The organism is Paraburkholderia ginsengisoli NBRC 100965 (assembly GCF_000739735.1).
Lineage (GTDB): Bacteria > Pseudomonadota > Gammaproteobacteria > Burkholderiales > Burkholderiaceae > Paraburkholderia > Paraburkholderia ginsengisoli.
Window position 1 is genome coordinate 1 of sequence record NZ_BBJF01000009.1, and the last position, 24,841, is coordinate 24,841.

The following is a 24,841-nucleotide window of genomic DNA, read 5'->3' on the forward strand; positions in this document are numbered from 1 at the left end:
CCGCTCGCGGACTACAACCTGCTTTCCAGCGACATCGCGTTGTCCGCGGCACTCGAGCGCGACGGCGCCGGCTGGCATCGCGAAGCGCTGTTGCGACACGGCGCGGCGCTCACCACACCCGATACGCTCGCGCTCGCTGAACTCGCCAACCGTCATACGCCCGAGTTGTTCACGCATAATCCGCGCGGCGAGCGCATCGACGCGCTGGAGTTTCATCCTTCATGGCATACGCTGCTTTCGCTGTTGCGTCGTGAAGGACTGCATGCGTTGCCGTTCTCCGATCCGCAACGTGGTGCGATGGTCGCGCGCTGCGCCGGCTACTTTCTGCATGCGCAGCTCGAATCCGGTTCGCTCTGTCCGCTGACGATGACCTTCGCCAGCATCCCGGTCCTGCAGCGCGAGCCCGCCTTGTTCGACACGTTGCGCGACCAGCTCTACTCGCGCGAGCACGATCCGCGCGACGTGCCGCTCGCGCGCAAGACGTCGGCGATGATCGGCATGGGCATGACCGAGAAGCAAGGCGGCTCCGACGTGCGCAGCAATCAGACCCGTGCGCATGCGCTCGGCGGCGGGGGCCGCGGCGCCGACTACCGGCTCGTCGGCCACAAGTGGTTTTTCTCCGCGCCGCAGTGCGACGCGCATCTCGTGCTTGCGCGCACCGGCGATCATGCGGGCCTGTCGTGCTTCTACGTGCCGCGTTTCGCACCGGACGGCAGCAAGAACGCGGTGCAAATCCAGCGTCTGAAAGACAAGCTCGGTAACCGCTCGAACGCGAGCAGCGAAGTCGAATTCCTCGACGCGTTCGGCATCATGATCGGCGACGAAGGACGGGGCGTGCCGACCATCATCGAAATGGCGAACTACACGCGGCTCGATTGCGTGATCGGCAGCGCGGCGTTGATGCGAGCGGCACTCGTGCAGGCGATTCACCATGCGCGCCATCGCAGCGCGTTTGGCCGGCAGTTGGCCGATCAACCGTTGATGCGCAACGTCCTCGCCGATCTCGCGTTGGAGTCGGAAGCGGCGACGGTGCTGTTCATGCGTCTCGCGCGAGCTTTCGAGGCATCGGCGGACGCCTCATCGGGCTCGCCCGCCGAGCGCGCGTGGCGGCGCATCGTCACGCCGGCGGCGAAGTACTGGGTCTGCAAGCGCACGCTGGAGTTCACCGGCGAGGCAATGGAAGTCTGGGGCGGCAACGGCTACGTCGAAACCGGTCCGATGGCGCGCTTCTATCGTGAAGCACCGGTGAATTCGATCTGGGAAGGGTCCGGCAACGTGATGTGCCTCGACGTGCTGCGGGCAATGGAGCGCGAGCCGGACGCGGCGCAAGCGTTGTTCGCCGCGTGGCAGGCGGATGCGCAGGCGCATCCGGCGTTGCGTGCCGCGCTCGGTAACCTGGCCGCCACACTCAACGGACCGGCCGAGCAGCGCGAAGCGTCGGCGCGCCGGATCGCGCAACAGATCGTGTTGATCGCGCAGGCGACGCTGCTCGTTGAGTATGCGCCCGCCGCCGTCGCGGACGCGTTCATCGCCACCCGTCTCGCTGAAGGCTGCGGTGAAAGCGGCCGCGTGTACGGCACGCTGCCGGCCACGTTCGACCATGCGGCGACCGTCGAACGGGCTTTTCGCGCGTGACGCCTGAATTCGCATCAACGCACAACCCGCAGCAGAATCCGCAGGACCCGCCCATCAGATAAGCGCGATCCGACGCGCACCGTCGTCCATCAGGGAGTGAAGCCGCATGAAGAACGATTTGCCCGAGCTCGCCGCGCTCGAAGCACTGCTGCGCGATCAACGCGCGGCTTACCTGCGCGCGCCTTATCCGTCTTGGGACACACGCGCCACGCATCTGCGGGCGTTGCGCAAGGTCATGCTCGACAATCGCGACGCGCTCGCCGCGGCGATGAGCGCGGACTTCGGCAATCGCGCGAAAGAAGAAGTGCTGCTCGGCGAATTCCTGCTGGTGAAGGAAGAGATCGACGCCGCGCTAAGACACGGCAAGCGCTGGATGAAACCGCAGCGCCGCAGCACCGACAAGTGGCTGCTGCCGGCGCGCGCCAGGGTCGTGCCGCAGCCGCTCGGCGTGGTCGGCATTCTGGTGCCGTGGAACTATCCGGTGCTGCTCGCCGCCGGGCCGCTGATCAGCGCGTTGACCGCGGGAAATCGCGCGATCATCAAGATGTCCGAATTGACGCCGCGCACCTCGGCGTTGTTCGAGCAGCTGATCGGCCAGACCTTCGCGCGCGATCACGTCGCGGTCGTCAACGGCGACGCGGCACTCGGCGCGGCGTTCAGCGCGCAGCCGTTCGACCACCTGCTGTTCACCGGCTCGACGAGGGTCGGCCACGAAGTGATGCGCGCGGCCGCCGAGCATCTGACGCCGGTCACGCTCGAACTCGGCGGCAAGTCGCCGGCGATCATCGGCGCGCACGCGCGCTTCGACAACGCGGTGGACAACCTCGTCGCCGGCAAGACGTTCAACGCCGGGCAGACCTGCGTCGCGCCGGACTACGTGCTGGTGCCGCGCGGGACGGAGCAGGCGTTCATCGAACGGGCGCGCGCGCGGATGGCGAAGCTGTATCCCGGCTTCGCGAATAACCAGGACTACACGTCGATCATCACGCCGCGCCACTTCGCGCGTCTCCAGCGTCTCGCCGACGAAGCCCGCGCCGCCGGCGCGCAACTGCATGCGCTGACCGACGCCGCGCCCGATCCGGCGAGCCGCCGCTTTCCGTTGACGGTCGTCACGAGCGCGCCCGACGAATGCGCGCTGATGCAGGAGGAAATCTTCGGGCCGCTGCTGCCGGTCATCCCCTACGACACGCTCGACGACGCGATCGCGTACATCAACACGCGCCCTCGTCCGCTCGCGCTGTATCTGTACGCGGACGATGCGGGCACAATCGAGCGCGTCACGCACGAAACGATCGCGGGCGGCATGGCGGTCAATGAAACGCTGATGCACCTCGCGTGCGAAAGCCTGCCGTTCGGCGGCGTCGGCGCGAGCGGGATGGGTGCCTATCACGGCTATGAAGGCTTCGTGACTTTCTCGAAGATGAAGCCGGTGTTGACGCAGGCGCGGCTGAACGCGCGCGGCTGGATCGCGCCGCCGTACGGCAAGCGGGTCAACGCGTTATTGAAATTGATGATGCGCTTCTGACGCGACCGAAGCGTAGCAACGGCGCAGCACGGTCGCCTAACGCGGCGATGCGCCGTCTTCGATTTCGGTGGCCACCACGTCGGTCACGTCCTGCGCGGCGGCGGTTGCGCTCGCGCCGTGCGGTGGTTCATCCTCGGCGCCGCTTTCCAGACGATGCAGCCACGCGAGCAATTCCGCCACCGCCTGATAAAGCTGCGGCGGAATACGCGCGTCGAGGTCCACCTGCATCAGCAGCGAGACCATTTCGGGCGCTTCGTGGACATACAGGCCCGCTTCCTTCGCGCGCTGCACGATCATCTCGGCCAGCAGTCCATAGCCTTTGGCGACCACGCGCGGCGCGGGATCACCGCTCTGCGTGTCGTAGACGAGCGCGGCCGCGGTGCGGCGATGTTTGCGGCTCATCAGATATCCCAGTCGAAATCGTTGCGCGGGGCGGCGTCCGTGCGAACCGCGCGCGTGGTGCGACGGGCGGGCGTCGCGGCGTTGGCCGTCGGGTCTGCCGCCGAAGTTGTCGAGGCCGCCGAGGTGGACGAAGTCGCCGCCGATGCCGAACGCGCATACGCCGACGCCGCCGCCTGCGCATCCGCCGCGTTGGCCGCTGTCGCCGCAGCGCCGGGCGCGCCGCCGCCGATCTCGCGGATCGTCAACCCGCTCAGTTCGATGCCCGCCGCCGCGAGCCGTTGCCGGAAGCTCTCGCCCTGCATCGCGAGTCGTGCCGCGCCGCCCGGGGTCGCCTGCACGCGCGCCACCAGTCGCATGCCGGTCAGCGTCAGATCGGCGTCGACGGTGCCGAGGGTCGGCAGCGACAGCGTCAGACGCGTGCGCCACGGCTGGTTGTCCTCGCTCGCCGTGCCGCCGCCGCTGCGATCCCATTCGTCGCCTTCCTGTTCGATGGTCCAGTCGAGCCGCGCGCCCGGCCACGCTTCGCCGCTCCAGCGAAACTGGCCAGTCGCGAGCAGATCCAGTTGCTGGCGCACCAGCGGGACGGTCGCGGGATGCACCGACGCGGCCATCGATTGCGAACTCTGTGCCGCGCCCGCCTCTCCCGTTTGCGCCGCCGCGCTGTGCAGCCCCGTATGCGCGGGCTGGCCATTGAGATCGGACAGCGAACTGGCCAGCACCTCGCCGGCGACGAAACGCGCGGCCTGCGCAGTCAGGATCGACGGCATCGCGCGGGCGGCGGCGTTGTTGTCGGGCGCGCCGTTTTGCATGCCGCCGCTTGGCGCGCCGCCATTGGACGCAACGCCGGTACCTTGACGCATCGCGCCGTTCGGCAGCGGCGCATCGCCGTCGTCGTTGGTCCAGTCGAGCGGCAGTTGCGCGGCGGCGGCCACCAGTTTGTTTTGCGCCTCGCCGGCAAGACTCGTCGGCGAGCGCTGGCCGGCCAGCCATTGTGCGAGATGCGCTTCGTAGAACAGGCCGCTGTCGCCGACCGTCTGTTCGAGCGCCGCCGCCAGCGCCGCGACCGGCACCTGGGCAGCCGCCACATTGGCGGTGGCCGCAGCGTTGGCCACCGTGCCGGCAGCCGCCGAATTGGCGTTCGATGCGGTGGATGCAGAGGGCGTGTCGAACAGCGTCGAGCCGCCGACTTCGATATCGAGCGCCGGCGCGGCCGGCCAGATCGGCGTCTGGCCGAGCACGGCCAGGGTCGCTTCGCCGCCCGCGTGCGCGATCGCATTGAGCGTCAGCGCGACGGCGGACAACGCGGTTTGCGCGGAAGACGGCGGTGCAGGCGTCGTAGCGGCAGGCGCATTGGTCGGCGCGGTCTCGACGCCCGTCGCGCCGGTCTGCGAGGTCGCCGTGCTGCCCGGCGCGATGTTGAGCAGACTGTCGACCCGGCTCGTAAGCAGCGAAGCGAGGGCCGTGTCGATTCCGTTCATGCCGATTCCTTGGTCACATTCGCGGTAGCGCGCTCAATCTCAAATCGGTCCGCGTAAGCCTGGTGACCCGCACGCGTGCGCGCGCACCTGAGCCTCTTCAGCGCGCGCCGTACAGTTCCTTGAGCACGCGCGTCGGCCGTCCGGCGAACAGCGCCGACAGATTGGCCATGCGCGGATTCGCCAGATCCCGGATGGCGGCATCGTCCGCGAGGATCTGGCGGATCAGCGCGTATTTGCGCAGGCGCTCAGCCTCGTCGAGCTTCACACCGGAGTCGGCGTCCCTCAACGCGTCCACCAGATGCCGGTATTCCTCCTGCAAGTGGACCAGATCGCTCCACAAGTCCCGTCGGGCCGCCGTCAGCATGCGGCAGGAAAGCGCTGCGACCGCCTCGTAGCGGGCGAAATAGTCTGCGTTCGATGTCATCTCATGCTTTCCGCGGCCGGCTGGGCTGCCATCCGCGCGATCTCCGGGGCAATGCCGATCCATGCCTCTTCGAGCGTCGCAAGCAGGCCGTCGACTTCGACCAGCATCGTCTCGCTCTGTTTGATATTGGCTTCGAGCAGCCGACGCGTCATATAGCTGTACAGCGCGTTCAGCCGCTCCGCAATCTCGCCGCCCACTTCAAGGTTGAGCGACTGCTGCAGCCCGCTTTCGATAATCCGGATCGCCTTGCTGATCGCCATGCCTCGCTCGGCCACGTTGCCTTGCTGCAAGTGCATCCGCCCCTGTGCGATCGCCTGCCGTGCGCCCTGATACAGCAACACGATCAGACGGTGCGGACTTGCGCCCATCACACTTGTCTCGACACCGACGCGCGCATACGCATTGGCTCCAGCGTGTCCTGGGGAAAACATCGGCGCTGCTCCTCTCATACAGACTGCGGTTTGGTCGTGGCATGGCGGCCCGCGGTGTCACGGCGCCCGAACTTGCCCTGTATCCGGGTTATCGGATACGCAACGACAAAGCTTTAGCCCGATGTAAGGAGGATTAAGGGCGCATTGCGCACTTGCCGGCCCGACGCCGACGAGGCTCGCCAGTCTCCATGGCGAACCAGACCAGCGAGCACGCGGGCCGCCGCGACGCCGCCCCACCGGCAAAGGCGTGGGCAGCCGCGGCCGCGCCGCCGTCACGGGCGGCGCTGACCGCACTCACGCAGAGTCATGCAGGCTCATCCGACTCAGGCAAGCGAGGGACCGCGCGCGGCATGCCGCGCCGCGTGCGGCCCGCTCAGACCGACATCTGCGCGATGTCGTTGTAGGCGGACACCAGCTTGTTGCGCACCTGCAAGCCGAACTGGAAGCCAACGTTGGCCTTTTGCATGTCGACCATCACGTCGTTCAGCGACACGTTCGACGAGCCCAGCTCGAACGCCTGCGATTCGCCGATCGCGGTTTTCTGGTCGTTGCTGATCTTGTCGAGCGACGCCTTCAGCGCCGACGCGAAACCGCCGACGGTCGCCGCACCGGACTCCCCGGCTGCGGCCGGGCTTGCGCCGCCGGCCGCCTGCGCTGCCATCGACTGCATCTGTTGCAGCGCCGACGAGAGCGCGTTCACGGGCATGGTCATGTTCTCTCCGTTCAATGATGGACCGGCGGGTCACAGCCGCGCCGCACAGCCATACGCACAGCCGTGCCGATCTGAACCGAAGCATAGCAAGCCCCCCCTGCCCGACAGGCCCGAAAGTAGGGGGGAAACCCGGCTCTATTCAAGCAATCGGGTTGAGCGGCGCTGCGGATAATTTCAAGGGTGAAAGTCTCTGTCCGTACGCCCGCCGACCCTCGGCGCGCTCCAGCGGCAGAACGCAAAGGCATCCCGGAGATACCCGACGCATGGATTCGTCAGCCAACTCTTTGATCAACCCCGACGCCCGCATGGGGCTGGCCGGCGCGCAGCCCGGCGCCGGCGCGGCCGGCACCGGCCAGGCGGGTGGCGCCGCCGATCTCGGCGGACTCGGCGGCAACCTGGGCGGGATGGGCGGCAACTTCACCCAGCGTCTGTCGGGGCTCGCGCAGATGCGCGGCAATCCGCGCGCGCCGCTGATCTTCGCGGTCGCACTGCTGGTCGCGATCGTGGCGGGCCTGTTCCTGTGGTCGCGCGCGCCGGACTACAAGGTGCTGTTCAGCAATCTGTCGGACCGCGACGGCGGCTCGATCATCGCCGCGCTCCAGCAGGCCAACATCCCCTACAAGCTCTCCGATAACGGTGGCGCGATCCTCGTGCCCGCCGAGCAAGTGCACGAGATGCGTCTGCGGCTCGCGTCGCAAGGTCTGCCCAAGAGCGGCTCGGTCGGCTTCGAATTGATGGACAACCAGAAATTCGGCATCAGCCAGTTCGACGAACAGATCAACTACCAGCGCGCGCTCGAAGGCGAACTGGAACGCACGATCGAATCGATTTCGACGGTGAAGTCGGCGCGCGTGCATCTGGCGATTCCGAAGCCGAGCGTGTTCGTGCGCGACAAGGAAGCGCCGTCGGCGGCGGTGCTGGTCAACCTCTTTCCGGGCCGCGTGCTCGACGAGGGCCAGGTGGTCGCGATTACGCACATGGTGTCGTCGGCGGTGCCGGAAATGCCGGTGCACGGCGTGACGATCCTCGACCAGGACGGCAACCTGCTCACGCAGCCGACCACCGGCAGCGGGCTCGACGCGACGCAACTGAAGTACCGCCAGCAGATCGAGCGCAACACGCAGCAGCGCATCAACGCGATCCTCGCGCCGCTGTTCGGCGCGGGCAACGCGCACTCGCAGGTGAGCGCCGACATCGACTTCTCACACAGCGAACAGACCTCGGAGAACTACGGCCCGAACGGCAATCCGCAGCAGGCGGCGATTCGCAGCCAGCAGTCGAGCAGCGCAACCGAAATGTCGCAAGGCGGCGCCTCGGGCGTGCCCGGCGCGCTCTCCAACCAGCCGCCGCAACCGGCCTCCGCGCCGATCACGGCGGGCAACGGCGCGAGCGGCGTCAGCACCACGCCGGTCAGCGACCGCAAGGACTCGACCACCAACTACGAACTCGACAAGACCGTGCGCCACATCGATCAGCCGATGGGCGGCATCCGCCGTCTGTCGGTGGCGGTGGTCGTCAACTATCTGCGGGTGGCCGACGCCAAGGGCAACGTGACCATGCAGCCGGTCACCGCCGACAAGCTCGCGCAAGTCACGCAACTGGTGAAGGACGCGATGGGCTTCGACGCGGCGCGCGGCGACTCGGTCAACGTGGTCAATAGCGCATTCACCGCCGACATCGACCCGAACGCGAACCTGCCGTGGTGGCGCACGCCGGACATGCTGGCGCTCTACAAGCAGATCGCGACCTACCTCGGCATCGGCGCGGTGGCCCTGTTCCTCTACTTCGTGATGGTGAAGCCGGCGCTGCGCCGCGCCTTCCCGCCGCCGGAGCCGGTCGCCGTGGCCGCGCTGGCGTCGCCGGACGAGCCGGTGCTGCTGGACGGCATTCCGGCCGCCGAGCGCGATGGCGCGGTGGTCGAGATCGAGACCGACAGCGAAACGCTCGCGCTCGAAAACGCGAAACACAAATATGAGCGGAACCTGGAGTTCGCGCGCAACATCGCGCGCCAGGATCCGAAGATCGTTGCAACCGTCGTGAAAAATTGGGTGTCCGATGAGCGCTGAAGGCGTAGTGAAAAGCGCGCTGCTGCTGATGTCGATCGGCGAGGAAGAAGCCGCGCAGGTGTTCAAGTTCCTCGGGCCGCGCGAAGTCCAGAAGATCGGCGTCGCGATGGCCGCGCTGAAGAACGTGACCCGCGAGCAGGTCGACGAAGTCCTGCAGGAGTTCGTGCGCGAAGCGGAGCAGCACACCGGCATGTCGCTCGATTCGAACGAGTACATCCGTTCGGTGCTGACCAAGGCGCTCGGCGACGACAAGGCCGGCGCGATCATCGACCGGATTCTGCAGGGCAGCGATACGAGCGGTATCGAAGGCCTGAAGTGGATGGACTCCGCGGCGGTCGCCGAACTCATCAAGAACGAGCATCCGCAGATCATCGCGACCATCCTCGTGCATCTGGATCGCGATCAGGCGTCGGAAATCGTCGCCTGCTTCACGGACCGGCTGCGCAACGACGTGCTGCTGCGGATCGCGACGCTCGACGGCATTCAGCCGGCCGCGTTGCGCGAACTCGACGACGTGCTGACGGGCCTCCTGTCCGGCAGCGACAACCTGAAGCGCAGCCCGATGGGCGGCATTCGCACGGCGGCCGAGATTCTCAACTTCATGTCGAGCAATCACGAGGAAGGCGTCATCGAGAACGTCCGCCAGTACGACGCGGAACTCGCGCAGAAGATCATCGATCAGATGTTCGTATTCGAGAACCTGCTCGATCTGGAAGACCGCGCGATCCAACTGTTGCTGAAGGAAGTCGAGTCCGAAGCGCTGATCATCTCGCTGAAGGGCGCGCCGCCCGCGCTGCGTCAGAAGTTCCTGTCGAACATGTCGCAACGCGCGGCCGAACTGCTCGCCGAGGACCTCGATGCGCGCGGTCCGGTGCGCGTGTCCGAAGTCGAAACGCAACAGCGCCGCATCCTGCAGATCGTGCGCAACCTGGCCGAGAGCGGGCAGATCGTGCTAGGCGGTAAGGCGGAAGATGCGTATGTCTAACCAGAACTCGTCGGCGAAGGAAAGCCTCTCGGCCTACCAGCGCTGGGAGATGGCTTCGTTCGATCCGGCACCGCCACCGCCGCCGCCCGAACCGGAGGTCGACGACGGCGCCGCGTTCGAAGCGGAACTCGAGCGCCTGCGCGAGGCCGCGCACGCGCAAGGCATCGCGTCCGGTCATGTGGCCGGCCAGGCGCTCGGCTACCGGGCCGGCTACGAACAAGGTCATACGCAGGGGTTCGAGCAAGGCCAGAGCGAAGCGCGCGAAGAAGCGGCGCGGCTCGCGGCGCTGGCCGGGACTTTCAAGGCCGCGCTCGACGGCGCTCAGGGTGCGATCTCCGAAACGCTGGTCGCGCTGGCGCTGGACATTGCACAGCAGGTCGTGCGCCAGCACGTCCAGCACGATCCGACCGCGCTGATCGCCGCCGCGCGCGAGGTGCTGGCCACCGAGCCCGCGCTGGTCGGCGCGCCGGCGCTGATCGTGAGTCCCGCCGATCTGCCGGTGGTCGAAGCCTATCTGCTCGAAGAGTTGCAAACGCGCGGCTGGACCGTGCGCACGGATGCGTCGGTGGAGCGCGGCGGCTGTCGCGCGCAGGCCGGCAGCGGCGAAGTGGATGCCGGCATCGACACGCGGTGGGAGCGCGTCGCGGCCGCACTCGGCAAGGTGAGCACATGGTGAAGCCGACGCTCGAAGAGATTCGCGCCAGCGATCTGACGCCGCTCGAACGCGAACTGGCGCTGGCGTCGTTCGGCGCTGAAGCGCTGGCGGACGAGCCTGCCGTTGCCGTTACGACACCCATTGCGACACCAGCATCGTCCGCTGCGGCAACCGCGACCGCGGCCGCCGTTGCCGCGATCGAAGCCGCGCTGCGCGATCCGGAACACGCGCATCCGGCGACAGGCGCCGCCGCAAGCCGCGACTCCGCCGCCATCGCTCACGCCCCGTACGATCCCGCGCTCGACAGCAATCCGCACATGCAGGCCTGGCGCGGCCGGCTCGACGCACTGCGCGCGCGCAACGCGATCGCCAAACCGCTGCGCGCGTGCGGACGTTTGACGCGCGCCGCGGGGCTCGTGCTCGAAGCGGTCGGCCTGCGCCTGTCGGTCGGCGCCGAAGTGATGATCGAACTGCCGCCCGGCAGTTCGCTGCCGATGGCCGAAGCCGAAGTCGTCGGCTTTTCCGGCGACAAACTGTTTCTGATGCCGACCACCGAAGTGATCGGCCTGTTGCCCGGCGCGCGCGTCTATCCGCTCGAAAGCGCGCCGATCGCCGATCCGATGGCGGGCGCGAAGCGTCTGCCGGTGGGCTGGGAACTGCTCGGCCGCGTGCTCGACGCGTCCGGCCGTCCGCTCGACGGGCTCGGTCCGCTCGGCGCGCATGCCGACGCGCCGCTGTCCGCACCGGTCATCAACCCGCTGAATCGTGAGCCGATTCACAAGGTGCTCGACGTAGGCGTGCGCGCGATCAACGCGCTGCTGACCGTCGGCCGTGGCCAGCGCATGGGGCTGTTCGCCGGTTCGGGCGTCGGCAAATCGGTGCTGCTCGGCACGATGGCGCGCTACACCAGCGCCGAGGTGATCGTGATCGGTCTGATCGGCGAACGCGGGCGCGAAGTGAAGGAATTCATCGAACAGATTCTCGGCGAGGAAGGCCTCGCGCGCTCGGTGGTGATCGCGGCGCCCGCCGACGTGTCGCCGCTGTTGCGAATGCAGGCCGCGTCGTATTCGACATCGCTCGCCGAATATTTCCGCGACCAGGGCAAGCACGTGCTGCTGCTGATGGATTCGCTGACCCGCTACGCGATGGCGCAGCGCGAGATCGCGCTGGCGGTCGGCGAGCCGCCTGCGACCAAGGGCTATCCGCCTTCGGTGTTCGCGAAGCTGCCGGCGCTCGTCGAACGCACCGGCAACGGCCCGGCGGGCGGCGGCTCGATCACCGCGTTCTACACCGTGCTGACCGAAGGCGACGATCAGCAGGACCCGATCGCCGACTCCGCGCGCGCGATTCTCGACGGCCACATCGTGTTGTCGCGCTCGCTCGCCGAGGCCGGCCACTATCCGGCGATCGATATCGAAGCGTCGATTAGCCGGGCAATGACCGCGTTGATCGACGATAACCATCTGAACAAGACGCGTATGTTCAAGCAGATGCTGTCGCGCTATCAGCGCAACCGCGATCTGATCAACGTAGGCGCGTATTCGAGTGGGCGCGATGCGGTGCTCGATCGCGCGATCGCGTTGTATCCGCGGATGGAAGCATTTTTGCAGCAAGGCTTTCGCGAATGCGCGAACTTTGAACCGAGCGTCGAGATGCTGGACGCGCTGTTTGCCCAAGGAGGCTGACGATGGCGAAACACTTTCCGATCAAGACGCTCATCGGCCTCGCTCAGGACGACGTGGATGCCGCCGCGCAGCGCCTGGGCCGGGCGCAGCGCGAGCGCAACGACGTACAGGCGCAGCTCGACGCGCTCGTCCAGTACCGCGACGAATACCACTCGCGCTTCACGACGACCGCGCAGAGCGGGATGCCCGCCGGCAACATGCGCAACTTCCAGGCGTTCATCGACACGCTCGACGCCGCCATCGACCAGCAGCGCAATCTGCTGGCGACGGCCACCGCGCGGGTCGAAGCGGCCAAGCCCGACTGGCAGCGTCAGAAGCAGAAGCTCGGCTCGTACGAAGTGCTGCAGGCGCGCGGTGAAGCCGCCGAAGCCAGGACCGTCGCGCGGCGCGATCAACGCGACGCCGACGAATTCGCCGCTCGCATTCTACGGATGCGCACCGACGGCATCTGAGCGGGGCGAGCGTCACGCCGCCTTGTTTCACCGACCACCCGCTTGACGGATTGACAGGATTCCTTATGTCGCTTCTTTCACAGATCGGCTCGTTGCTCGGCTCGGCCGGCAATTCGTCGACCAACGCGGCGATGGCCGCCGCCGCGAACGCGAACCCGTTCTCGCAGACCTTGCAGCAAAGCATCGACCAGCAGAGCAATGCGGCCGCGCAGAGCGCGAGTCAGCAGCAGGCCGCGTCGTCGGCGTCTTCGTCGAGCGTGCACGACGCGCCGCCGGCCGACTCCGCCGCGAAGCAGGCGAACGATGCGAGCAGCAAGAGCAACGACAGCTCGACGCGCGCGTCGTCGTCCACTGCGTCGACGGATCACACGCAACAGGCGTCGAGCGGCAAGACCGCGACGACACCGGCGAAGTCGAACAACAGCACGACATCGGCTGATGCAGGCACCGCTGCAGCAGCGGCAGCCGCACAAGCGCAAGCCCAGGCCCAGGCCCAGGCTCAGGCTCAGGCGCAGACCGACGCGAACAGCGCCTCGACCACGAGCGATCTCGCCACGACGTTGACCGACGTCGCGGCCGCGCTGGCGGGCACCGCCACCAACCCGACGACCGGCCTGGCGGCGGGCAAGAAGACGCTCGCCACCGATCCGAAGTCGTTGCAGGACGCACTGCAAGCGGCGCTGGCCGCACTCTCGGGCGGCCAGGGCGTGGTGCCCGCGCAGGCGCTGGCGAGCGGCGCGGCAGCGAACGCCGCGCCGGCGGCCAACGGCCTGGCGGCTACGAACGGCGGACTGGGCGGATCGGCGGACGGCAAGTCGCTGGCGAGCGGGCTATTGGGCGAGGGCAAGGGCTCGAACGCTTCGAAGGGCACGTTGAACACGACGGCAGCGCCGACGACGCTAACCGATCCGGCCGCAGCGGCCAGGTCGGCGGTCGACGCATTGACGGCGACGGCGGCCGGCGCCCAGACCGACAACCTGTCGTCCTTCAGGAGCGCGGCCGACGCAGCGACGGCGGCACTAGCCGCCACACAAGCCGCAGCGAGCGCCGCAACGACGGCCGCAGCGCAGACCACGGGCACCGCGAGCGCGGCGCAAGCGGCGAACGCGTTGGCGCCACAGGTCGGCACCACCGACTGGGAGGACGCGTTGAGCCAGAAGGTGGTGTTCCTGTCGAACGCGCATTCGCAGAGCGCCGAACTGACGTTGAACCCGAAGGACCTCGGACCGCTGCAGGTCGTCCTGCAGGTCGCCGACAACCATGCTCACGCGTTGTTCGTATCGCAGCACCAGTCGGTGCGCGAAGCCGTCGAGGCAGCGTTACCGAAACTGCGCGAGGCAATGGAATCGAACGGAATCGGGCTAGGCAGCGCGAGCGTCAGCGACGGTTTCGCACGACAGAGCAGCGGCCAGCAGAACGCCGACTCGGGTCGCTCGGGCGGCAAGTCGAGCGGCAATGGCGAAGGCTTTGGCGGCGGCGGTCCGGACACGGTCGACACGGTGGCCAACGTCGCAGTAAAGCGCAAGGTCGGATTAGTCGATACGTTTGCGTGAAGGTTGGTCGCGCCGCGCCATTCGCAGCGACCTGGGCGACACGTGCTGGATTCGCACGCGAGCCGACGCTCGAGCTTTTCCGATGCGACCTAGCCTGAATTGAGTCCCTGAGTCTTCCCCGCTCGAGCGCCCCGAACACGCCGACGGTTAGCGAGCGACCGCGACGGCGCGCGCAGCGTCGCCGGAAGCATGACTGCTTTGTCACTGACGCGAAGTGTGCGGGAGCGCGGATTCCAGATGCGCCACTACCCCCTCCAAGCCAGGGGACCCGCTTATAAGCTGGCGGTGTGAAGCCGCTTTCTTTGCCTACTTTCTTTGCGGCAAGCAAAGAAAGTAGGTGCCGCCCCGCACAGGGGCAACGCTAATAGACCGCCGCGAACTCAAGGAAAGGCCAACCCGCCATTCCGCGACTGCAAAAAAAGCGCAAAAACCAGAGATAGCCCTCAATCCCCCTTCTTTTCGACCCATCGCGCCCCGCGCAAATCAACAACAATCACCCTCACCAGCACTAACGGCACGCAAAACCAAACCTCATGGCAACCACGACCGCCCCTCAGCAAGCCGCGCCCGCCTCCCCGGGCCCCTTGAAGCGCATCATCCTGATCGTTCTCATCGCGATCATCGCCGCGGGCGCAGCCGGCGCCGGCGTGTGGTTCTTCATGTCCAAACGCGCGCCGGCCGCCGCGTCCGCGCAAGCCGCGCCGACGCCGCCCGCGACGCCGCTGTTCTTCCCGCTCGAATCGATGACGGTGAACCTGCAATCGGACGACGGCCAGCAGCATTTCCTGCGCATCGGCCTCACGCTCAGGCTCGGCGACGCCGCCACCCAGCAGCAGCTCACCGAACACATGCCGGAAGTGCGCAGCCACATTCTGCTCGCGCTGTCGAACAAGCATCCGGACGAACTCGCGCCGCTCGAAGGCAAGCGCGCGCTCGCCGACGAACTCAAGACGCTGATCGAGCAGCCGACCGACAAGGGCGCCGCGCCGATCAACGTGCAGGACGTGCTGTTCACCGAATTCGTCGTGCAGTGACGCCCAGTGACGTCAACTAGCGCTGCCATCATCAACCGCCACGGGACGCACGAGGAATAAGCAATGGGCCACGAAGAGTTCATGTCCCAGGAGGAGGTCGATGCCCTCCTCAAGGGCGTCACCGGCGAGTCCGACACGGAAGCCGAACAAAGCGACCGGACGGGCGTGCGCCCGTACAACATCGCGACGCAGGAACGCATCGTCCGCGGCCGGATGCCCGGCCTCGAAATCATCAACGACCGGTTCGCGCGTCTCTTGCGCGTCGGCATTTTCAACTTCATGCGGCGTTCGGCGGAAATCTCCGTCGGTCCGGTGAAGGTGCAGAAGTACAGCGAATTCACCCGCAACCTGCCGATCCCGACCAACCTGAACCTGGTCCACGTGAAGCCGTTGCGCGGCACGTCGCTGTTCGTGTTCGATCCGAACCTCGTGTTCTTCGTGGTCGACAACCTGTTCGGCGGCGACGGGCGCTTCCATACGCGCGTCGAAGGGCGCGACTTCACGCAGACCGAGCAGCGCATCATCAACAAGCTGCTCAACCTGGTGTTCGACAACTACACGGCGTCGTGGAAAAGCGTGCGGCCGTTGCAGTTCGAATACGTGCGCTCGGAAATGCACACGCAGTTCGCCAACGTCGCGACGCCCAACGAGATCGTCATCGTCACGCAGTTCTCGATCGAGTTCGGCACGACCGGCGGCACGCTGCACATCTGCATGCCGTATTCGATGATCGAACCGATCCGCGACATTCTCTCGTCGCCGATCCAGGGCGAGGCGATGGACATCGACCGCCGCTGGGTGCGCGTGCTGTCGCAGCAGGTGCAGGCGGCGGAAGTGGAACTGACCGCCGACCTCGCTCAGGTGCCGGTCACGTTCGAACAGATTTTGAACATGCGCAAAGGCGATGTTCTGCCGATCAACATTCCCGAGCACATCACAGCGAAAGTCGATGGCGTGCCGGTGATGGAATGCGGCTACGGAATTTTCAATGGTCAGTACGCGTTGCGGGTCCAGAAGATGATCAGCGCAGCCGACACGATGAAGGATGGTGGATATGAGTGACCTGAACGCAAAGCCCGACGCTGAACTGGCTGCGGGTGAGCCGCAACTGGCCGCCGGCGCGGCCGGCACCGAAGACGACGACGCGATGGCCGACTGGGCCAGCGCGCTCGCCGAACAGAACGACAACCCGGAAGTCAGCGCGACGACGGCCGGTGTGTTCCAGCCGCTGTCGAAAGTCGAGCCGACCTCGACGCGCAACGACATCGACATGATCCTGGACATTCCGGTCCAGATGACGGTCGAACTCGGCCGCACCAAGATCGCGATCCGCAACCTGCTGCAACTCGCGCAGGGGTCGGTGGTGGAGCTCGACGGCCTCGCGGGCGAACCGATGGACGTGCTGGTCAACGGCTGCCTGATCGCCCAGGGCGAAGTGGTGGTCGTGAACGACAAGTTCGGCATCCGTCTGACCGACATCATCACGCCGTCCGAACGCATCCGGAAGTTGAATCGATGAAACGCCTTGCCGGTCGCGCCGTGTTCGACGCTTCGCGCGACGCTCTGCTTCGGGTCGCCTGCGCGGCGGTGCTTATCGGGCCGCTCGCCGTGCCCTTTTGCGCGCACGCCGCCGACATGAATGCGGTCAACAACGCCGCGAGCATCGCCTCGGGTGTCGGCGCCGGCTCGGCCGTCCCGGCGCTCGGCGTCGGCGCGGTCTTGCAGACGATCGTGGGCCTGCTGGTCGTGATCGGTCTGGTGTTCGGCTGCGCGTGGCTCGCGCGCCGTTTCGGCTTGCAACCGGGCAATCGCGGCGGACTCGTGAAGACCATCGGCGGTGCGTCGCTCGGTGGCAAGGAGCGCGTCGCGGTGGTTGAAATCGGCGACACGTGGCTCGTGCTCGGCGCGGCGCCCGGCAACGTGCGTCTGCTGCATACGATGCCCGCGGGGTCCGCCACGGCCGACGGCGTCATCGCCACGATCCCGCAGAACCAGGGCACCGGCGCCGCGTTGCCTGGCACCTTCGCGCAACGCTTTCGCGACGCTTTGAAAGGCGAGGTTGGCAAACGTTTCAACGCGCAAGGCGGCGGGGACCGGTAATGCAGTTCAGTTCGATGCAAGTCAGTATTCCGCTCGCGCGTGATGGGCATAATGCTCGCCCCGCTCGCGGCGCCGCAGCCGCTCTGCAAACCGCCGTCGCCGTGTTGCGCCGCTACGCGCCGGTCGTGCTGCCGGCGCTGATGCTCGCGCTGCCGACGCTGTCGTTCGCGCAAACCGCCGGCCTGCCCGCGTTCAACACGAGCCCCGGCCCGAACGGCGGGACCACCTACTCGCTGAGCGTGCAGACGATGCTGCTGCTCACGATGCTGTCGTTCCTCCCGGCGATGGTGCTGATGATGACGAGCTTCACGCGCATCATCATCGTGTTGTCGCTGCTGCGCCAGGCGCTCGGCACGACCACCACGCCGCCGAATCAGGTGCTGGTCGGTCTCGCGATGTTTCTCACGCTGTTCGTGATGTCGCCGGTGCTCGACAAGGCCTATAACGAAGGCTACAAGCCGTTTTCGGAAGGCACGATCGCGATGGATCAAGCGGTCTCGCGCGGCGTCGCGCCGTTCAAGACCTTCATGCTGCGTCAGACCCGCGAAAGCGATCTCGCGCTATTCGCCCGCATCTCGCACGCCGCGCCGATGCAAGGTCCGGAGGACGTGCCGCTGTCGCTGCTGGTGCCGTCGTTCGTGACGAGCGAGTTGAAGACCGGCTTCACGATCGGCTTCACGATTTTCATCCCGTTCCTCATCATCGACATGGTGGTAGCGAGCGTGCTGATGTCGATGGGCATGATGATGGTGTCGCCCGCCACGATCTCGCTGCCGTTCAAGCTGATGCTGTTCGTGCTGGTCGACGGCTGGCAGTTGCTGCTCGGCTCGCTCGCGCAGAGTTTCGTTTAACCCATTTTTTGGCGCACTCACCATGACACCTGAAGCCGTCATGACGCTGGCCCACCAGGCGATGTACGTCGGCCTGGTGCTGGCCGCTCCGCTTTTGTTCGTCGCGCTGATCGTCGGTCTGGTGGTGAGTCTGTTTCAGGCGGCCACGCAGATCAACGAGTCGACGCTCTCGTTCATTCCGAAGCTGCTCGCGATCGCCGTCACGATGGTAATCGCCGGCCCGTGGATGCTGACGACGATGCTCGACTATCTGCGTCACACGCTCACCAGCATTCCGACGCTCGTCAACTGAGCGGCGCGCCGCCGCTCCTCCCGCCATGTTCACGGTCACTTACGCTCAACTGAATGGCTGGCTGACCGCGTTCCTCTGGCCGTTCGCGCGCATCGCCGCATTGATCGCCACCGCGCCGGTGCTCAGCAATGTGTCGATGCCCGCGCGCGTGAAGATCGGCCTCGCCGCCTTCACCACCATCATCGTCGCGCCGACCATCGGCGCGATGCCGCAAGTCACCGTGTTTTCGGCGGCGGGCGTGTGGGTGCTGGTCAACCAGTTCCTGATCGGCATCGCACTCGGCGTGACGATGCAGGTCGTCTTCCAGGCGATCGACGCGACCGGCTACTTCATCGGCCTCGGCATGGGCCTCGGCTTCGCGACCTTCTTCGATGCGCAGGCGACCGGCTCGGGCGTGGTGATCTCGCGCTACATGACGACCATCGCGATGCTGGTGTTTCTCGCCGTCGACGGTCATTTGCAGATGCTGGCCGCGCTGGTGACGACGTTCCAGTCCGTGCCGGTGTCGGCGAACATGCTCGCGCCGCATGGCTGGCAGACGCTCGCCAACTGGGGTGGGTCGATTTTCTCGGCGGGGCTGCTGCTGTCGCTGCCGGTGGTCGTAGCACTGCTGATCGCCAACCTCGCGCTCGGCATTCTCAATCGCGCGGCGCCGCAGATCGGCGTGTTCCAGATCGGCTTTCCGCTCACGATGCTGGTCGGCCTGCTGCTCGTGCAACTGATGCTGCCGAACATGATCCCGTTCTTCGTGCGGCTGTTCGACGGCGGCATCGAACAGATGGGTCGCGTCGCGGCGGGGTTGAAGTAGCGCACAAGCGCGCTTGCCCTGGACATAAAAAAACCGGCGCGAGCCGGTTTTTTTATGGGTGCCGCGTCCGTCCGTCAGTTGTTGATGTACTGGAACAGCGACATGTTCTGGATCTGCACGAACGCCTGCTGCGATGCCTGCAACGCGGCTTGCTGCATCGTGTACTTGCTGATCGTCGCGACCATGTCGGTCTGCGTCAGGTCTGCGAGGTTGCTCTGCGCTTGCAGCGAGTTGGTCTGAGTGACGGTTTGCAGCGCCTTCACTTCCTGCTCGCGCCCGCCCACCGACGCCTGCACCGCCGTCACGTTGCTCAGCGTGTTGCCGAGTTGCGTGAGACCGGTGTTCAACGCGTTCTGCAGGTTCGCAGTCGCCGCCGGATCGCCCGTCACCGGCTGTTGCAGTGCGGCGATCATCGCGTTGATGTTGGCGAACACATCTGTGCCCGCCTGGTTGGCCGTCTTGACCGTAAAGGTGTCGCCGTCGGCCGGCGTGCCGGTAATCGCGACAGTCTGGCCGCCCACCGTGATATTGGCGCCTTCCGTATAGGCTTGCGGCGTGCCCGCAGCGCCAGTGATCGTGTCGGTGATGGTATAGGTCTGCGACGCGCCGCTGCCGCTGAACTGGATCTGATACGGGTCGGCGTTCGCCGCGTTGGTCGGATCGTTGACCGTCACCGAGCCGATCACGCCGGTACCCTTATTGGCCGAGCTGCCGCCTGCGACCGGATCCGCATTGACCGCGCCGACGCTCATGAACACGGTAAGGCCGTTGTCGCCCGTCGCCACCTGGTTACTGTCGGTGACCTGCACGGTGCGCGTGCCGGTATCGCCCGAATAGACGACGGCGCCGCTCGCGTCGGTCGTAAATGCCTGGGTGCTGTTCTGAAATCCGGAGAACAGCGAATTGCCCGCGCTGTCGGTCGAGTTGGCGTAGGTCAGCAACTGGTCGCGCAGAGATGTCAGCTCGGCAGCGATGGCGCTGCGGTTCGAATCGTTCAGACCGCCGTTGCTCGCTCTGAGCACTTGCGTATTCACGCTTTGCAGGGTGCTGAGCACGCCGCTGAGCGTCGAGTCCTCGGCCTGCAGCGACGAGAGCGCGGCGCCCTGATTGGTCGTGTATTGCGACAGCGCCGTCGCCGTCGAACTCAGCTGCACGGCTTGCGCCGCGCCGAGCGGGTTGTCGGCGGCCGTGCTCAGGCTCGTGCCGCTCGAAATTTCCTGGTAGATCTGCGACAACTGAGCCTGCTGGTTGCTCATTGTCTCGACGTTCATGCTGAAGTATTGCGAGCTGGAGATACGCATGGTTCAACGCCTTACGAGAAGATGCCGAGCAACGTCTGGAACAGGGTCTGCGCGGTCTGGATGACCTTGCTGTTGGCCTGATAGAGCTGCTGATACTGAAGCAGGTTGGCTGCTTCCTCATTGATATTCACGCCCGACACGGACTGCTGCGCGGCGGTGATCTGCGTGACGAGCGCGCTTTGCGCGGTGCTCGACGTCTGCACCTGGCTCGCCTGATTGCCGATGTCGTTCACGTAGGTCGCGTACGCGCTGGTCAGCGTGGACGTGCCGCCCGACATCACCTTCGCGGTGGTCAGGTTCGACAGCAGTTGCGCGTTGCGGCCGTCGTTGGTCGCACCGGTGTTCGGCCCGATCGAGAACGTGTCGCCGTCCGACGGTGTACCGCTGAGCGTGACCGTCACGCCGTTCATGCCACCGGCGCTGGTCGAGTTGCTCGGGTTGTCGATCGTCAGCGTCGCGCCCGAGCTGGGCGAGTACGGCACGGCGGTCGTCGCCGAGGTGATCGTGTACGAAGTCGGCGGCGTGCCGGCCACCGTCACCACCGAGTTCAGCGGGAAACCGGTCAGGCCGGTGCCGGCGGTATAGGTGAGGGTCGACGCCGTGGTCGGCGCGCTGTAACCGGCCGACACCGTGCCCTGCGTGATCGAGCCGCTGCCGGTGTTCGACGCGGACGCCGAAGCCAGCACCGGCGCCGCCGCCGCGATCGCCGACGGCGACGTGGTGGTGAGCGCGAAGCCGTTCAGCGCGCCGCGCGTCGGTTCGACGGAGAACGAGTCGCCCGCTTTCATGGTGCCGGTGGCCGAGAACTGCAAGCCGCCGATCGGTTTGGTGAGGTCCGTCGCCGAACCCACGATGTTGCCGGTCTGATTGTCGGTGAGCGTGTACGCGGTGCCGTTGTACGACAGCGTGTAGTCGCCGGTGGTCGGTTGCGTCGCGTCGGCGAATGACGCGGAGAGCGACGCATTGCCCGTGTTCTGCGAATTCGAATACACCGTCGGCGAGCCGACCGTGAAGAGCGCGCCTCCAGCGGTGCCGTTCAGCGTGATACCGAGTTCGTTCTGCGCGTTCACCTGCGCGGCGAAGCTGGTGGCGATCGCGCCGAGTTTCGCTTCGGCCGGGTCGAGTGTTTGCGAGCGGAACTGCAGCAGGCCGCCGAGCGTGCCGCCGTCGACTTTGGTGTCGGACAGCGTCTGCGGGGTCGGCGTCGGCTTCGCGCCGGCCTGGCCGAGATACTGGACCGACAGCTCGCTCGGGTCGGTGGCGGAGGTCGCCGTGCCGAGGTTGAAACTGTTGCCGGCGGACACGAGCGGCTGGCCGTTGGACATGAACACGCTATAGCCGCCGTTGCTCTGCACGACCGACACGCCGATCAGTTGCGACAGGTTCGACACCGCGAGATCGCGTTGGTCGAGCAACTGGTTCGGCGGCTGGCCCTGGCTGCTGGCCGCGGTGATCTGCGTGTTCAGCGCGGCGATCTGCTGCGTGAAGCTGTTGATCTGCGTGACCGCATCGCCCAGTTGAGTGTTGACGCTCGCGCGCAACTGATCGTACTGCTGGCCGGCCGCGTTGATCTGGTTCGCGAGGGTCTGCGCGTCGCTCATCGCGGTCTGCCGCGTCGCGAGGCTGGACGCGCCGTTGGCGACGTTCTGCAGGCCCGTGAAGTAACCGGTGATGGCGCTCGCGATCCCCGCGGTAGGGCTGCCGACGAGGTTGTTCAACTGCGCGATCATCGTGTTGTACGCGGACAGCGCGCTACTCGACGATTGCGCGTTGTTCAGTTCGGTCGCGAGGTACTGGCTGTACTGGCGCTGCACGGTGGTCGTGGACACGCCGCTCGGCAGATAGCCCGAACCGGTGTAGCTGCCGCCGGTTTCCGCATAGACCGGCGTCTCGATCGAATAGCCGGGCGTCGACGCGTTGCTGATGTTCTCGCCGGTCGTCGTCAAACCCCACTGGGCTGCATTGAGTCCGCTGAGGCCGATAGATAAGAGAGTGCTGGACATGCGTCATCCTGAAGGGCGACACCGCAGACATGCCGCCACGTTACTTGAACATTCTGTTTAACGGCCCACGAGGCGAAAAATTGAGGGCCATTCCGATGCTTGTGCGACATTGTTGCAACGTTTGCGAGGCGCGCGCGGCGCGGTGGTTGGCGGCGCGCCTGTGCGCCCATTTGCGCTTGGTGGTGTGCTGCTTTGCGCGCTGCTTCGTGTCTCTTCGTCAGCCTGTTCGCGCCACTGCGCGGACGCGTTTTCGACGTGGCAAAACGGGCGAGGCCCTGGACAAACTCCGAGCCCGCTCGTCCCCCTTCGCTCAACGCACCAGCGAGCGACGCTTCATTTCCAGCTGCGTAATCAGACGTTGCAGCGTGTTTTCAGCGCTGCCCGGCAGCGTCAGAAAACGGAAACCGAGTTGATATCGCTGCGTGCCGTTGGGCAGCGCCGTCGAACGGTGCGACACCAGTTGCAGATCGAGCGACAGTCGGCCGAGCCCGCCGAGCGATAGCTCGCAATCTTCGAGGCGCGTGCCCATCGGCAATTCGGCGACACGTTCGTCGCTGGTGCGCATGCCGACGCCGCCGAGCGACAGATCGTGCACTTCGAAGCGGAACGTGTCGCCGGCGGGCAAACGGCCGCTGCACATATACGGATCGAGAATCGGCGCATCGACGCGGAAATACTCGCGGCGCTGCACGTAAAACAGCACCTCGGGGAAGTCGGCCTCGAACGCAGGCAGTCCTTCGAAACGGGTCTCGCGCGGCGTGCCGGTCGCGAACTCGACGCGCACGCCGTCCGGCGCCGCGTGAAATTTGCAGCGCGGCGCGGCCAGCAGGCCCTTGTTCTGATCGGACAACGCGCCCCAATCGAAAGTGAAAGTGCGGCCGCGCACGTCGACGTCGAGCAGGCGCGTCACGAGCTGGCCGCCCGCATATTCGACGGTGAGGAAATCGCCGCGATTGACGAGATTGCGTAACTGAACGCCGATCTCCAGCGGATTGCGGCGACCGAAATCAGGCGCGCTGTCGTCTTGCGGGGCGTGCGGCTGGCCGTGCGTGTCGGTCTGGCCGTTCGACTGGTTCATATCCATGGGCTTGCCGGTATGCATGTTCTTGCGGGCGCGTGCCAGGCTCCTGCCGGGGCTTTCGCGCGGCCTGATCGAAGCCGCGGCACACGCATTCAACCGGAGGTTATAGCGCTTTCCGGTATCGGGTCTAACTGATTAGCGGCAGCATCCAGCCAAAATTTAGGGGCGTGTAATGAAATATTTGCCGCAAACGTTAAAACGCAATCTGCCCTCGCGGGTGGACCGGCCGCCTCTCGGCGGCCGGCCTCGTCCGTCTTGTTATGCACCTGGCCCCGTCGCGTGCATCGTTTTCGATCTGGAACATCGGCTCCTGTCGAGCCGGCACTGCACCCTGCTTGCATCACTGCATTGGCGGCCGATCAGCCCATCTTCTGCATGATCGACATCAGCTTTTTCGCGTAGTGCGGGTCGGTCGCGTAGCCCGCGCGCTGCATGCCGTTGGCAAAACCGTTCACGTCGCGCGATGAATTGATCACCTGCGCGTAACGCGGGTTGCCCTTCAGCAGGTTCGCGTAGTCGGTCATCGCTTCCTGATACGAATCGTACGCGCGGAATTTCTCGACGGTGCGCTGCGGCTTGCCGTTCACGTATTCGGTCGTGACGGTCGACACGGTTTTGCCCGCCCAGTCTTTGCTCGCCTTGATGCCGAACACGTTGTGGCTGGTCGATCCGTCCGACTTCCTGATTTCGCTCTTGCCCCAGCCCGATTCGAGCGCGGCCTGGCCGATGATGAAGCGCGCCGGAATGCCGGTCGCAGCGCTCGCGGCCTGCGCCGGCGCGGCAAGCTTGTCGACGAACGCGTCGACCTTCGGCGAGCTGCCGTCGCCGCGCAACGGCGGCGTCAACGCGCTGTTCGCCGAGTAACCTTTGCCCATCGCGAGCTGGCCGTTGGCCTGCGCGTTGCCATAGGCCTTCGCAAGCGCGTTGAGCGCGGCGGTCTGACCTTCGTCGCCGCCCATGCCGCCATTTGCGCCGCCCAGTGCGTTGGCCATGCCGGCGAAGCCGCCCGCTCCGCCTGCTCCACTCGCGCCGCCCGCCTGGATGCCCTGGTTGCGCATCAGCTGCTTGAGCATCGCGTCGGCCACGCCAATGCCCTTCTTCGACAACTGCTGCGACATCTGCTGATCCATCATCGACGTGAAGGTCGCGCTGTCGTGCGAATCGAACGGGCCGTCCTGCGGAGTCGCGTCGCGCATGCTCTTGAGCATCATCTGCGTGAAGACGGCGTCGAACTGCTGCGCGGCCATCTTCATGCCCGCTTGCGGGGATGCCTTGGCTTGCGCGCTCAGACTCGCGAAACCCTGCACGTCGAGCGCGAACCGGCTGGTCAGGTCGTTCGCGGTATTGGTCGTATCCGAATTCATCTGG

The 24,841-nt window shown here is 66.2% G+C and carries 24 protein-coding genes; 15 read left to right on the forward strand and 9 right to left on the reverse strand.

All coding sequences use genetic code 11. The features are described from left to right. Together BGI01S_RS16715 and BGI01S_RS16720 are read left to right on the forward strand one after the other, a co-directional pair. The coding region (locus tag BGI01S_RS16715; protein ID WP_042327086.1) for an isovaleryl-CoA dehydrogenase at nt 1-1,635 on the forward strand (1,635 nt) is incomplete at its 5' end. A 106-nt stretch (nt 1,636-1,741) separates the two neighbouring features. Further along, the gene (locus BGI01S_RS16720; RefSeq protein ID WP_042327087.1) at nt 1,742-3,160 is read left to right on the forward strand and encodes a coniferyl aldehyde dehydrogenase; all 1,419 of its coding nucleotides are present in this window, start codon (nt 1,742-1,744) and stop codon (nt 3,158-3,160) included. A 36-nt stretch (nt 3,161-3,196) separates the two neighbouring features. On the opposite strand, the gene BGI01S_RS16725 is transcribed toward BGI01S_RS16720, so the two are convergent. The 5 genes from BGI01S_RS16725 to fliE form a co-directional block, all read right to left on the reverse strand. Next, nucleotides 3,197-3,562: an EscU/YscU/HrcU family type III secretion system export apparatus switch protein gene (locus BGI01S_RS16725; RefSeq protein ID WP_042327088.1), complete on the reverse strand. Its 366-nt coding sequence runs from the start codon at nt 3,560-3,562 to the stop codon at nt 3,197-3,199. Beyond that, complete coding sequence (fliK, locus tag BGI01S_RS16730) at nt 3,562-5,040, reverse strand: flagellar hook-length control protein FliK (protein WP_042327089.1); 1,479 nt, start codon at nt 5,038-5,040, stop codon at nt 3,562-3,564. Before fliK ends, BGI01S_RS16725 begins: the two co-directional genes overlap by 1 nt. Nucleotides 5,041-5,137: 97 nt before the next feature. Then, nucleotides 5,138-5,464 (reverse strand): flagellar protein FliT, encoded by a 327-nt coding sequence (locus BGI01S_RS16735; RefSeq protein ID WP_042327090.1) that lies wholly within the window; start codon nt 5,462-5,464, stop codon nt 5,138-5,140. Continuing rightward, nucleotides 5,461-5,895, reverse strand: a complete 435-nt coding sequence (gene fliS, locus BGI01S_RS16740) for a flagellar export chaperone FliS (protein ID WP_042327091.1) — start codon at nt 5,893-5,895, stop codon at nt 5,461-5,463. The genes BGI01S_RS16735 and fliS overlap by 4 nt, the downstream gene beginning before the upstream one ends. Before the next feature lie 373 nt (nt 5,896-6,268). Continuing rightward, on the reverse strand, nt 6,269-6,607 hold the full coding sequence (gene fliE, locus BGI01S_RS16745; protein WP_042327092.1) for a flagellar hook-basal body complex protein FliE: 339 nt from the start codon (nt 6,605-6,607) through the stop codon (nt 6,269-6,271). Between the two features lie 263 nt (nt 6,608-6,870). On the opposite strand from fliE, the gene fliF reads away from it, so the two are divergent. From fliF to fliR, 13 genes are all read left to right on the forward strand, one after another. Continuing rightward, nucleotides 6,871-8,673 carry a flagellar basal-body MS-ring/collar protein FliF gene (fliF, locus tag BGI01S_RS16750; protein ID WP_042327093.1) on the forward strand — a complete coding sequence of 601 codons (1,803 nt, stop codon included), beginning with the start codon at nt 6,871-6,873 and terminating at the stop codon, nt 8,671-8,673. Next, a complete protein-coding gene (gene fliG, locus BGI01S_RS16755; RefSeq protein ID WP_042327094.1) occupies nt 8,663-9,658 on the forward strand; it encodes a flagellar motor switch protein FliG in 996 nt (331 codons plus the stop codon). The genes fliF and fliG overlap by 11 nt, the downstream gene beginning before the upstream one ends. Next, on the forward strand, nt 9,645-10,334 hold the full coding sequence (gene fliH, locus BGI01S_RS16760; RefSeq protein WP_174447415.1) for a flagellar assembly protein FliH: 690 nt from the start codon (nt 9,645-9,647) through the stop codon (nt 10,332-10,334). The genes fliG and fliH overlap by 14 nt, the downstream gene beginning before the upstream one ends. Continuing rightward, complete coding sequence (gene fliI / locus BGI01S_RS16765) at nt 10,328-11,998, forward strand: flagellar protein export ATPase FliI (protein ID WP_042327096.1); 1,671 nt, start codon at nt 10,328-10,330, stop codon at nt 11,996-11,998. The genes fliH and fliI overlap by 7 nt, the downstream gene beginning before the upstream one ends. A 2-nt stretch (nt 11,999-12,000) precedes the next feature. Continuing rightward, a complete protein-coding gene (gene fliJ, locus BGI01S_RS16770; protein ID WP_042327097.1) occupies nt 12,001-12,450 on the forward strand; it encodes a flagellar export protein FliJ in 450 nt (149 codons plus the stop codon). A gap of 65 nt (nt 12,451-12,515) precedes the next feature. Continuing rightward, nucleotides 12,516-14,003, forward strand: coding sequence for a flagellar hook-length control protein FliK (locus BGI01S_RS16775; protein ID WP_042327098.1), 1,488 nt, complete (start codon nt 12,516-12,518; stop codon nt 14,001-14,003). 533 nt (nt 14,004-14,536) lie between these two features. After that, nucleotides 14,537-15,037, forward strand: a complete 501-nt coding sequence (gene fliL / locus BGI01S_RS16780) for a flagellar basal body-associated protein FliL (RefSeq protein WP_042327099.1) — start codon at nt 14,537-14,539, stop codon at nt 15,035-15,037. A 63-nt stretch (nt 15,038-15,100) separates the two neighbouring features. After that, a complete protein-coding gene (fliM, locus tag BGI01S_RS16785) occupies nt 15,101-16,099 on the forward strand; it encodes a flagellar motor switch protein FliM (RefSeq protein WP_042327101.1) in 999 nt (332 codons plus the stop codon). Then, on the forward strand, nt 16,092-16,556 hold the full coding sequence (fliN, locus tag BGI01S_RS16790; RefSeq protein WP_042327102.1) for a flagellar motor switch protein FliN: 465 nt from the start codon (nt 16,092-16,094) through the stop codon (nt 16,554-16,556). The genes fliM and fliN overlap by 8 nt, the downstream gene beginning before the upstream one ends. Continuing rightward, nucleotides 16,553-17,137, forward strand: a complete 585-nt coding sequence (gene fliO, locus BGI01S_RS16795) for a flagellar biosynthetic protein FliO (RefSeq protein ID WP_084585405.1) — start codon at nt 16,553-16,555, stop codon at nt 17,135-17,137. Before fliN ends, fliO begins: the two co-directional genes overlap by 4 nt. Nucleotides 17,138-17,151: 14 nt before the next feature. After that, the gene (gene fliP / locus BGI01S_RS16800) at nt 17,152-17,988 is read left to right on the forward strand and encodes a flagellar type III secretion system pore protein FliP (RefSeq protein WP_042327361.1); all 837 of its coding nucleotides are present in this window, start codon (nt 17,152-17,154) and stop codon (nt 17,986-17,988) included. Between the two features lie 22 nt (nt 17,989-18,010). After that, on the forward strand, nt 18,011-18,280 hold the full coding sequence (gene fliQ / locus BGI01S_RS16805) for a flagellar biosynthesis protein FliQ (RefSeq protein WP_042327103.1): 270 nt from the start codon (nt 18,011-18,013) through the stop codon (nt 18,278-18,280). Between the two features lie 25 nt (nt 18,281-18,305). After that, entirely contained in the window at nt 18,306-19,088 is a 783-nt protein-coding gene (gene fliR, locus BGI01S_RS16810) for a flagellar biosynthetic protein FliR (protein WP_042327104.1), read from the forward strand. A gap of 74 nt (nt 19,089-19,162) precedes the next feature. On the opposite strand, the gene flgL is transcribed toward fliR, so the two are convergent. From flgL to flgJ, 4 genes are all read right to left on the reverse strand, one after another. Further along, nucleotides 19,163-20,389: a flagellar hook-associated protein FlgL gene (flgL, locus tag BGI01S_RS16815; protein WP_042327105.1), complete on the reverse strand. Its 1,227-nt coding sequence runs from the start codon at nt 20,387-20,389 to the stop codon at nt 19,163-19,165. Between the two features lie 11 nt (nt 20,390-20,400). Beyond that, complete coding sequence (flgK, locus tag BGI01S_RS16820) at nt 20,401-22,392, reverse strand: flagellar hook-associated protein FlgK (RefSeq protein ID WP_042327106.1); 1,992 nt, start codon at nt 22,390-22,392, stop codon at nt 20,401-20,403. A gap of 310 nt (nt 22,393-22,702) precedes the next feature. After that, nucleotides 22,703-23,476 (reverse strand): flagellar brake protein, encoded by a 774-nt coding sequence (locus BGI01S_RS16825; RefSeq protein ID WP_174447416.1) that lies wholly within the window; start codon nt 23,474-23,476, stop codon nt 22,703-22,705. Nucleotides 23,477-23,832: 356 nt separating this feature from the next. Beyond that, nucleotides 23,833-24,837, reverse strand: a complete 1,005-nt coding sequence (flgJ, locus tag BGI01S_RS16830) for a flagellar assembly peptidoglycan hydrolase FlgJ (RefSeq protein ID WP_042327108.1) — start codon at nt 24,835-24,837, stop codon at nt 23,833-23,835. Nucleotides 24,838-24,841 lie beyond the last annotated feature (4 nt).

What these genes read in the sequence shown, in the direction of transcription:
- fliJ (WP_042327097.1), top strand. Translation starts at nt 12,001, where the DNA reads ATGGCGAAACACTTTCCGATCAAGACGCTCATCGGCCTCGCTCAGGAC.
- flgK (WP_042327106.1), bottom strand. Translation starts at nt 22,392, where the DNA reads ATGTCCAGCACTCTCTTATCTATCGGCCTCAGCGGACTCAATGCAGCC.
- fliR (WP_042327104.1), top strand. Translation starts at nt 18,306, where the DNA reads ATGTTCACGGTCACTTACGCTCAACTGAATGGCTGGCTGACCGCGTTC.
- fliK (WP_042327089.1), bottom strand. Translation starts at nt 5,040, where the DNA reads ATGAACGGAATCGACACGGCCCTCGCTTCGCTGCTTACGAGCCGGGTC.
- fliF (WP_042327093.1), top strand. Translation starts at nt 6,871, where the DNA reads ATGGATTCGTCAGCCAACTCTTTGATCAACCCCGACGCCCGCATGGGG.
- flgJ (WP_042327108.1), bottom strand. Translation starts at nt 24,837, where the DNA reads ATGAATTCGGATACGACCAATACCGCGAACGACCTGACCAGCCGGTTC.
- fliG (WP_042327094.1), top strand. Translation starts at nt 8,663, where the DNA reads ATGAGCGCTGAAGGCGTAGTGAAAAGCGCGCTGCTGCTGATGTCGATC.
- fliI (WP_042327096.1), top strand. Translation starts at nt 10,328, where the DNA reads ATGGTGAAGCCGACGCTCGAAGAGATTCGCGCCAGCGATCTGACGCCG.
- fliQ (WP_042327103.1), top strand. Translation starts at nt 18,011, where the DNA reads ATGACACCTGAAGCCGTCATGACGCTGGCCCACCAGGCGATGTACGTC.
- BGI01S_RS16725 (WP_042327088.1), bottom strand. Translation starts at nt 3,562, where the DNA reads ATGAGCCGCAAACATCGCCGCACCGCGGCCGCGCTCGTCTACGACACG.
- fliL (WP_042327099.1), top strand. Translation starts at nt 14,537, where the DNA reads ATGGCAACCACGACCGCCCCTCAGCAAGCCGCGCCCGCCTCCCCGGGC.
- fliE (WP_042327092.1), bottom strand. Translation starts at nt 6,607, where the DNA reads ATGACCATGCCCGTGAACGCGCTCTCGTCGGCGCTGCAACAGATGCAG.
- flgL (WP_042327105.1), bottom strand. Translation starts at nt 20,389, where the DNA reads ATGCGTATCTCCAGCTCGCAATACTTCAGCATGAACGTCGAGACAATG.
- BGI01S_RS16825 (WP_174447416.1), bottom strand. Translation starts at nt 23,476, where the DNA reads ATGGATATGAACCAGTCGAACGGCCAGACCGACACGCACGGCCAGCCG.
- fliN (WP_042327102.1), top strand. Translation starts at nt 16,092, where the DNA reads ATGAGTGACCTGAACGCAAAGCCCGACGCTGAACTGGCTGCGGGTGAG.
- fliM (WP_042327101.1), top strand. Translation starts at nt 15,101, where the DNA reads ATGGGCCACGAAGAGTTCATGTCCCAGGAGGAGGTCGATGCCCTCCTC.
- BGI01S_RS16720 (WP_042327087.1), top strand. Translation starts at nt 1,742, where the DNA reads ATGAAGAACGATTTGCCCGAGCTCGCCGCGCTCGAAGCACTGCTGCGC.
- fliP (WP_042327361.1), top strand. Translation starts at nt 17,152, where the DNA reads ATGCAAGTCAGTATTCCGCTCGCGCGTGATGGGCATAATGCTCGCCCC.
- fliS (WP_042327091.1), bottom strand. Translation starts at nt 5,895, where the DNA reads ATGTTTTCCCCAGGACACGCTGGAGCCAATGCGTATGCGCGCGTCGGT.
- BGI01S_RS16775 (WP_042327098.1), top strand. Translation starts at nt 12,516, where the DNA reads ATGTCGCTTCTTTCACAGATCGGCTCGTTGCTCGGCTCGGCCGGCAAT.
- fliH (WP_174447415.1), top strand. Translation starts at nt 9,645, where the DNA reads ATGCGTATGTCTAACCAGAACTCGTCGGCGAAGGAAAGCCTCTCGGCC.
- fliO (WP_084585405.1), top strand. Translation starts at nt 16,553, where the DNA reads ATGAAACGCCTTGCCGGTCGCGCCGTGTTCGACGCTTCGCGCGACGCT.
- BGI01S_RS16735 (WP_042327090.1), bottom strand. Translation starts at nt 5,464, where the DNA reads ATGACATCGAACGCAGACTATTTCGCCCGCTACGAGGCGGTCGCAGCG.